This window comes from Sphingomonas sp. 66-10 (genome assembly GCF_001897045.1).
Taxonomy (GTDB): Bacteria; Pseudomonadota; Alphaproteobacteria; order Sphingomonadales; family Sphingomonadaceae; genus Sphingomonas; species Sphingomonas lycopersici.
This window is the reverse complement of record NZ_MKRR01000138.1, coordinates 126,334-134,556: the sequence shown is the minus strand read 5'-3', so window position 1 is coordinate 134,556 and position 8,223 is coordinate 126,334. Positions and strand designations below refer to the sequence as shown.

Annotated in this window: 7 protein-coding genes and 1 riboswitch; of the genes, 4 read left to right on the top strand and 3 right to left on the bottom strand. The window is 67.9% G+C overall.

Annotated elements, in window-relative coordinates:
• From BGN95_RS19985 to crtY, 3 genes are all read right to left on the bottom strand, one after another.
• A partial coding sequence (locus BGN95_RS19985) for an LOG family protein (protein WP_502688323.1) occupies nucleotides 1-198 on the bottom strand: 198 nt, incomplete at its 3' end.
• A 257-nt stretch (nucleotides 199-455) separates the two neighbouring features.
• The gene (gene crtI, locus BGN95_RS19980; protein WP_286773787.1) at nucleotides 456-1,913 is read right to left on the bottom strand and encodes a phytoene desaturase family protein; all 1,458 of its coding nucleotides are present in this window, start codon (nucleotides 1,911-1,913) and stop codon (nucleotides 456-458) included.
• Between the two features lie 7 nt (nucleotides 1,914-1,920).
• Nucleotides 1,921-3,081 (bottom strand): lycopene beta-cyclase CrtY, encoded by a 1,161-nt coding sequence (gene crtY, locus BGN95_RS19975; protein WP_265268729.1) that lies wholly within the window; start codon nucleotides 3,079-3,081, stop codon nucleotides 1,921-1,923.
• Nucleotides 3,082-3,423: 342 nt separating this feature from the next.
• Here crtY and BGN95_RS19970 point away from each other — a divergent pair, with 342 nt between their 5' ends.
• From BGN95_RS19970 to thiC, 4 genes are all read left to right on the top strand, one after another.
• On the top strand, nucleotides 3,424-4,281 hold the full coding sequence (locus tag BGN95_RS19970) for a MipA/OmpV family protein (protein ID WP_286773786.1): 858 nt from the start codon (nucleotides 3,424-3,426) through the stop codon (nucleotides 4,279-4,281).
• A 138-nt stretch (nucleotides 4,282-4,419) separates the two neighbouring features.
• Nucleotides 4,420-5,385 (top strand): ferritin-like domain-containing protein, encoded by a 966-nt coding sequence (locus BGN95_RS19965; protein WP_265268731.1) that lies wholly within the window; start codon nucleotides 4,420-4,422, stop codon nucleotides 5,383-5,385.
• Nucleotides 5,386-5,442: 57 nt separating this feature from the next.
• A complete protein-coding gene (locus tag BGN95_RS19960) occupies nucleotides 5,443-6,411 on the top strand; it encodes a ferritin-like domain-containing protein (RefSeq protein WP_179513140.1) in 969 nt (322 codons plus the stop codon).
• 195 nt (nucleotides 6,412-6,606) lie between these two features.
• Nucleotides 6,607-6,717: riboswitch (TPP riboswitch) on the top strand.
• Nucleotides 6,718-6,761: 44 nt separating this feature from the next.
• Nucleotides 6,762-8,223: phosphomethylpyrimidine synthase ThiC (gene thiC, locus BGN95_RS19955; RefSeq protein WP_286773785.1), on the top strand; the 1,462-nt coding region annotated here is incomplete at its 3' end.

The window sequence follows — 8,223 nt, the reverse complement described above, 5'->3', positions numbered from 1 at the left end:
CTGGGGGATCACCCCGATCACCTCGCCACCCGCCGCCAGCGCCGCATCCGCCACCGCGCCCATCAGCCCGAGCCGCCCGCCGCCATAGACGACGCCGATCCCGCGCGTCGCGAGCTCACGTCCCACCGCGCGCGCGGTTTCGAGATAGACCGGATCGGCCGGCGTGGCCGAACCGCAATAGACCGCGAGACGCTTCATCGAATCTTCAACCTGCTGGGATGCGGCCGCCTATCGAAAGAGCATCGGCGCGACAAGCGCCCTTCCCTCGTTCGCGGAGGCTTCGCTTTAGAGCAGCGTACCTGGGATATGATCCACCCCGGCGCAGGCCGGGGTCCAGCATCGGACCGGTCGCGACTGGACCCCGGCCTGCGCCGGGGTGATGGGTCCCACCCTGTCGGTTCGATGTGATCCCAATTAAACGCGCGACGCTCTAACCGGCACGACGGGACGGAACCTTATCCCCGCCCCAGCATCAGATCCGCCGCGCTGTGCGCGCTTTCCAGCGCCCCGGCCCATCCCCCGCGCGGATGCGCGCCCGCGCCGACGAAATAGAGATTGCCGATCGCCGCATCGCGATTGCGCGCGGCGAACCATGTGCCTTCCGCCGGCAGCGGCTCGGGGCCGAACGCGCTCCCGAGATAAGCGTTGAAGTCGCCCACGAAATCGGCCGGACTATAGCTGAACCCGGTGACGATCCGCTCGCGCACTTCGGGGATCAGCCGCCGCTCGAGCACATCGAGCACGCGCTGTTCGATCAGCGGGGCGATGCGGCGCCAGTCCTCCGGGAATTTGCCGAGATGCGGCACCAGCGCGAAGGCGCGGAAGGTCGAGCAGCCCGGCGGTGCCAGCGATGGGTCGGTGACGCTGGGATGATCGAGGAACAACGGGAAATCCGCCGCGAGCAGCCCGTGCCCGAACGTGTCGGACAGCGCCTCCTCATAGCGCTCACCGAACAGGATCGTGCGATGCGGAATGCCCGGCCACGTCCCCTTGATCCCGAAATGGAGCGCGAACACCGATGGCGCCTGCCGTTTGCGCTCGAGCCGCGCGGCGGTGCGCGCGGCGGCGGCGGAGCCGGCAAGCAGATCGCGGCACGCGTGGATCATGTCGCAATTGGCGCCGAGCATCGCGCAATCGGTGCGCCAGCCGCTCGCGGTTTCCACCGCGGTCACGCGATCGCCGAGCGTCTCGATCCGCACCGCCGCGTCGCCCAGCCGGATCGTCCCGCCGCGCCGCTCGAACAGCGCCGCCAGCGCCGCGATCAGCCGGTTGGTGCCGCCCGCGACGCACCACGCCTCGCCCTCGCTCCCCGGCCGCAGCGCCGCGGCATTGGCGGTCATGGGGTTGCCGCCGGCGAGCAAGGTGCCGAACGACAGCGCCTGCCGCAGCTTTTCGTCGCCGACGAAGCGCGCAACGGTCGAATGGACCGAGCGCCACGCCTGATGCCGCACCACCCACGGCGCCGCGCGCAGCAATGCCGCCGCATCGGCGAACGGCTGGTCGAGTCCTTCGCGGCGCAGCGCCGCGGCATGATCGCGCAATTTGCGATATCCCGCGGCATCGCCGGGCGCGCGCCGGCCGATCTCCGCGCGCAACGCCTCGTCGTCCGCCAGATCGAGCACCGCGCCGTCGGGCCAGTGGCAGCGATAGCCGGGGTCGACCGGGAGCAAGGTCACCGCCGGCGCCATATCGTCGCCGGCCAGCGCCCATAGCGCGGTGAGCGGCGCGGGATCGGCGATCGCCGCCGGGCCGGTATCGAACGTATAACCCTCCAGCCGACGGAAAGCCGCCCGGCCGCCGGGCTGGTCGCGCGCTTCGACGATGGTCGTCGCGATTCCCGCCGTTTGCAGTCGGATGGCGAGCGCCAACCCGCCGATCCCGGCCCCGATCACCACCGCCTTCGTTTCGGTCACGCTTCAGTCACTCGATGCGTCTCGCCAGCTTCACCGCACGCCAGAACGGCACGGGCGGCTTGCCCCTAAGCATCCGCGCGCGGTCCGAAAAGGTACAACGTGCCGCATGGAAACGCGAAATCAGCCCGGCCGGCTGGCGATAGAGCCAGGCCGCGACGCGATAGCGCGCCTCCGATCCCGCCGCGCGGAACATCAGCGCGTTGAACAGGCGATAGAAGCGCCGCTCAGCCCAGCGCGCGCGGGCATAGTCGAGCGTCAGCGCGTACAACGAATCGCCGGAAAGATCCGGCGTGTCGGCGATCAGCACCGCGAGCCGCACCGCATCGGGCAGCGAGCGCCCGGTCGAAGGGTGGAACAACCCGGCGCGCGTCCCCGCCTTGGCCACACGCGCACCGCCGGCGCGCCACAGCGCGTCGAAATCGCCGCCGATCGCGAGCGGCAGCGTGCCGCGCTCCTCGCGCCCCGCCTCGCTCGCCTGCCAGCCGCGGCTTTCGGCATAGACCTCGATCCGCCGGTTAAGCGCGCCTGCGTTGAGCGCGGCATTGTCGCTGCAATAATTGTCCTCCACCAGCACGCGGGTCGGCGACAGCGGCAGGCAGCGAACGAAGCGATAGCCGTCATGCTGGGTGACGGTGGCGTCGGCCAGAATCGGCTGGTCGAGCCCGTGGCCGCCGGCGATCTCCAGCTCGCGCGCGAGGAATTTGCGCCACCCGATATCGAGCGCGGAAAGATCGCCCGCGCCGCGCGCGTCGATCACCCCCTTGGCCTCGATCCGCTCCCCGCCGGCGAGCGTGACCGAATGCGGGCTGCACCCCAGCACCTTGCGCCCCGTCATCACCGCATCGGGGGAAAGCTGTGCGCGCACCACCAGATCGAGCCGCTCGCCGGTGATCGCATAACAGGGGTGCCGCAACGCGCGCGCCTGCCCCGGAAAGGCGACGTCATAGACCGGCCAGGCGTGGACGATGAGCGACGTGAGCAGCCAGCGATCGGCGCGCGCGACATCGGCATCGAGGAACGACCACAATCGGTCGCCGCCGATCGTCTCTCCGGCCTCGATCAGTCGCAGCGAAAGATCGGGGCGCTTTGCCGCGAGCGCCAAGGCGATCAGCGATCCTGAAAGACCGCCGCCGACGATCGCGATGTCGCAGCCGTGGGTTGCTGCCATCCCCCCGGCGTAGCGGATCGCCGCGCCGAGCGGAAGAGAGCGCGAGCCAAAATCGTGCCGGATCGGGACGGTTGGCGCGGGCGAACGACTGGGTCGGGCTACGTGCCGGAAACCCCTTTGTGTCCCTGCGAAGGCGGGGCCCCAGTCTGGGCTCGTGCCCTGGGTTCCCACCACTTTGATGGGCGCCCTTCGCGGGAGCACAAGGAGGCTTATCCGCCGCGGAAAGCGATGGACCAGCGATGGCTCTGGATCACGCCGGCCCTCACGCCGGCGTCTCGCCCCCCCGTCAGGGAGCCAAAGCACCGCCCACGGGTTTGACGAGCACGGCCGTGGAGAATTTTTGTGCGCTTACCATATCTTACCGCGATCGCCCCGCTGTGTGCCGTCCCGCTCTCGGCCCCGTCGGCATCGGCGCAGACCGCCGGCCCCGCCAGCCCGGATCTCGATCGGGATATCGTCACGGTGGGCGTCGGCGCGGGCTTCATGAGCGATTACGAGGGCGCCAAACATCATTCGTTCAGCCCCGTGCCGGGGGCGATCGGCACCGTCGGCGGCCACGATTTCGCGATCATCGGCAATCGCGCGAGCTTCAACCTGATCCGCCGCCCCGACGGGCCGGCATGGGCGATCCAGGCCGGGCCGCTGATCGCGGTCAATTTCAACCGTACCAGCCGCAGCAATATCGACGATCCGCAGGTCCGCGCCTTACCCAAGCGTGATCTGACGATCGAGGCCGGCGGCTATCTCGGCATCAGCAAGACGGGGGTGCTCACCAGCAGGCACGACATGCTGACGCTGTCGGTAAGTTACCGGCATGACATATTCGGGGTACACGACAGCGCTATCGTCACGCCGAATCTGCAATATTTCACCCCGTTGAGCCGCAAGATCGCCGTGGCGGCGTTCGTTTCGGCCGATCATGTCGGGAACGGCTATATGGCGTCCTATTTCAACATCACCCCGGCCGACAGCCGCGCGAGCGGGCTCCCCGCCTATCACGGGCGGGGCGGGTGGAAGAATTGGACCCTGGGGGCGGCGGGCACCGTCTCGCTTTCGGGCGATTTGCTCCACGGCTGGAAACTGGTCGGCGCCGCAACCTACAGCCGGTTGCTCGGGGATGCCGCGGCGAGCCCGGTGGTGCGCGATGTCGGCACAGCGAATCAATGGCTTGGTGCAATCGGGGTGGCTTATACATTCTGAGTTTTGCGTGGCCGGCCGCTCCGCCTAAAGGAACGGTTCGGTCACGATTCTGTCGATTCGTTCAGCTTCGAGACAGCGAAATCAACTAGGCGCATACGGCACGGTTTTCTGCCGGGCGGTTCAGGAAGGGAAGCAGCAATGACCCAGGACGGGCGACTTGTCGGGATGCCGGAACCGGACGAGAAACGGCGCGACGACCGGCGCGCGTTCTTTGCCGCGGCGGTCGGCGCGGCGGCGATCGGCGCGGGCGCGCTGATCTTCTCCGATCCCGTTTCGGCGCAGACGGTGGCCGATGCGGACGTGCTCAACTACCTGCTCAACCTGGAATATCTCCAGGCCAATTATTACGGCTACGCCGTCAACGGCGCGGGGCTGGGCACCAGCGACACGCAGAGCGGCGCCGCCACCCCGACCGCCGGGGGCAATGTCACGCCCGGTGCCAAGGTGACCTTCGCCGACGCCTATATCGCCGCTTACGCCAAGGAAATGGCGACGGTGACGCTCAATCAGGTCCGCTTCCTGCGCACCACGCTCAGCACCGCGGCGGTCGCGCAGCCGGCGATCGATCTCGGCAATGGCGCGACGAATGCGTTCAGCGCGATGGCGCAGGCCGCCGGGCTGGTCGCCGCGAACACCGCGTTCGATCCCTATGCCAACGAGCTCAACTTCCTGCTCGGCGCCTTCTTCCTGCAGGATGTGGTCGCGAGTGCCTATCAGGGCGCGGTCGCGCTGCTCGGCAGCAAGACCTTCCTCGAGGCGGCGGCCGGGCTGATGGCGGCCAATGCGCATCATGCCGCGCTGGTGCGCACCACGCTCTACCAGATGAGCAGCGCCAACGCCGCGATCCTCGGCTCGGTCGACAGCATCTCCAACTATCGCGACAGCATCGACGGCGGGTCCGACGACGATCAGGGCATCCGCGAGGTTTCGTCGGGCAACGGCCCGCTGGCGAATATCGCGCCGGTCGACGGCAATGCCTGCACCTTCGCCCGCAGCTACGGCACCGTGCTCAACATCCTGTTCCTGAACCGGACCGCGGTCACCAAGGGCGGTTTCTTCCCGGCCGGCGTCAACGGCACCATCACGACGAGCGCGGCGAGCTAAGGCGCGCCCGACGCGCCGCTCGTTCGCCCATTTGCCAAGGTTTCAGGGATTATCGTCATGATCGACCACGAACAGATCACCACTTCCGACGACGCCGCGCTGCACAGCGCCGGGCGCCGCCGTTTCCTCAGCCTCGTCGGCCAGTCGGGCGCCGCGGTCGGCGGGCTGGCGTTGCTGTCCGCCTGCGGCAGCGATTCCTCCTCGTCCAACCCGACGCCCACCCCCACCGCGACCTCGACCGCCAGCACCGAGGCGGCGGACATCACGATCCTCAAGTTCGCGCTCCAGCTCGAATATCTGTCGGGGCAATATTTCTCTTATGCCGCGACGGGCGCCGGGCTGCCGGCGAGCGATCTGACCGGCAGCGGCACCCAGGGGACGGTCAAGGGCGGCGCGCTGGTGCCGTTCAGCGATCCGCAGGTCGCCGCCGTCGCGCGCGAAATGGCGCGCGACGATCGCGCGCACGTCGAATATCTCCGCTCGCTGATCGGCGGCACGCCGACCGCAATGCCGTCGCTCAACATCGACAGCGGCAGCACCGATGCGTTCGCGGCGCTCGCCGGGCTGGCGGGGGTGACGCCGTTCAACCCCTATGCGTCGGACGAGAATTTCCTCTACGGCGCGTTCATCCTCAAGGATGTGATCGCCACCGCGTACAAGGGGCTGGTGCCGGTGCTCGGCACGCCGGGCTTCATCACCGGGCTGGCCGGGGTGCTCGGCACCGAGGCCTATCACGCCGGGCTGATCCGCACCTTGCTCTATCAAAAGGGCTTCACCGTGATCCCGGGCAAGCTCAGCGCGGCGCGCGACAGCCTCGACGGCTCGACCACGCTCGACAAGGGAATCGCCGGCGCGGACAATACGATCTCCAACGTCGCGCCGGTCGACGGCAACGGCATCACCTTCAGCCGCACCACCGGGCAGGTGCTCAACATCCTGTTCCTCAACAAGGCGTCGGTGACCACGGGCGGATTCTATCCCGCCGGCGTCAACGGCACCGTCAACACCAGCGCGGCCAACGGTTAAGAGTCGGTCTGAGAAATGCCCCTTCGGGGGCATTTCGTTGCGGCACCGGCCCGCTCCCCCACCCGGCCACCCATCGGTATTATGAGTGGGTGGCCGGGTGGGGGAGCGGGCCGGTGCCGCCAAAAATGCGGTGCGCCGCATTTTTCAAACTGGCACGCGGCTGGACGGCGCGGCGCAAACCCCCTAGACATACCGCCAGTATCCCCGGGGGACCGCCGACGCCGCGGTTGAGAGGAGGGCCGCAGCCCTCGACCCGCTGAACCTGATCCGGCTGACACCGGCGTAGGGAGGGAGCGGCGCATCACTCCCGCCACGTCCCTCCCCGCGATAATGCGAGGAAGACAAGAGACATGGCAGACGTTGATTCGCCGATTGAACTGGCTTCCGCTGGAAGCCAGCGGCCCGCCCGCACCGAAATAGGTGTCACCACCGGCCCGATCCGCGGCAGCCGCAAGATCCACGTCGGCCCGCTCAAGGTCGCGATGCGCGCGATCGATCTCGAGCCCTCGTCGGGCGAGCCGCCGCTCAACGTCTACGACACCTCCGGGCCGTACACCGACCCCAATGCGTCGATCGACATCATGGCCGGGCTCCCCGCGCTGCGCCGCGAGTGGATCGTCGCGCGCGGCGATGTCGAAAGCTATGACGCGCGCCAGGTGCGCCCCGAGGATAACGGCCTCAAGGGCCCCGATCGCTCCGCCGGCGTCGCGCAATTCCCCAATGTCGTCCGCCGCCCGCTGCGCGCCAAGCCCGGCGCCAACGTCAGCCAGATGCATTACGCCCGGCGCGGGATCATCACGCCGGAGATGGAATATGTCGCGACGCGCGAGAATCTCGGCCGCGCGATGCTCAAGGATCATATCCGCGACGGCGAGAGCTTCGGCGCGGCGATCCCCGATTATGTGACCCCCGAATTCGTCCGCGACGAAGTGGCGCGCGGGCGCGCGATCATCCCCAGCAACATCAACCACCCGGAAAGCGAGCCGATGGCGATCGGCCGCAATTTCCTGGTCAAGATCAACGCCAATATCGGCAATAGCGCGGTCGCCTCCGACGTGGCGAGCGAGGTCGACAAGATGGTCTGGTCGATCCGCTGGGGCGCGGACACGGTGATGGACCTCTCGACCGGGCGCAACATCCACGACACGCGCGAATGGATCATCCGCAACTCGCCGGTGCCGATCGGCACGGTGCCGATCTATCAGGCGCTGGAGAAGGTCGGCGGCATTGCCGAGGACCTCACCTGGGAAATCTTCCGCGACACCTTGATCGAGCAGGCCGAGCAGGGCGTCGATTATTTCACGATCCACGCCGGGGTGCGCCTCCCCTATATCCCGCTCACCGCCAAGCGCGTCACCGGGATCGTCTCGCGCGGCGGGTCGATCATGGCGAAATGGTGCCTCGCGCACCACAAGGAGAGCTTCCTCTACGAGCGGTTCGACGAGATCACCGAGATCATGAAGGCGTATGACATCGCCTACAGCCTCGGCGACGGGCTGCGCCCCGGATCGATCGCCGACGCCAATGACGAAGCGCAATTCGCCGAACTCTATACGCTCGGCGAGCTGACCAAGCGCGCCTGGGAACAGGACGTGCAGGTGATGATCGAGGGCCCCGGCCATGTGCCGATGCACAAGATCAAGGAGAATATGGACAAGCAGCTCGAAGCGTGCGGCGAGGCGCCCTTCTACACGCTCGGGCCGCTGACCACCGATATCGCGCCTGGCTACGACCATATCACCAGCGGGATCGGCGCAGCGATGATCGGCTGGTACGGCACGGCGATGCTTTGCTACGTCACGCCCAAGGAAC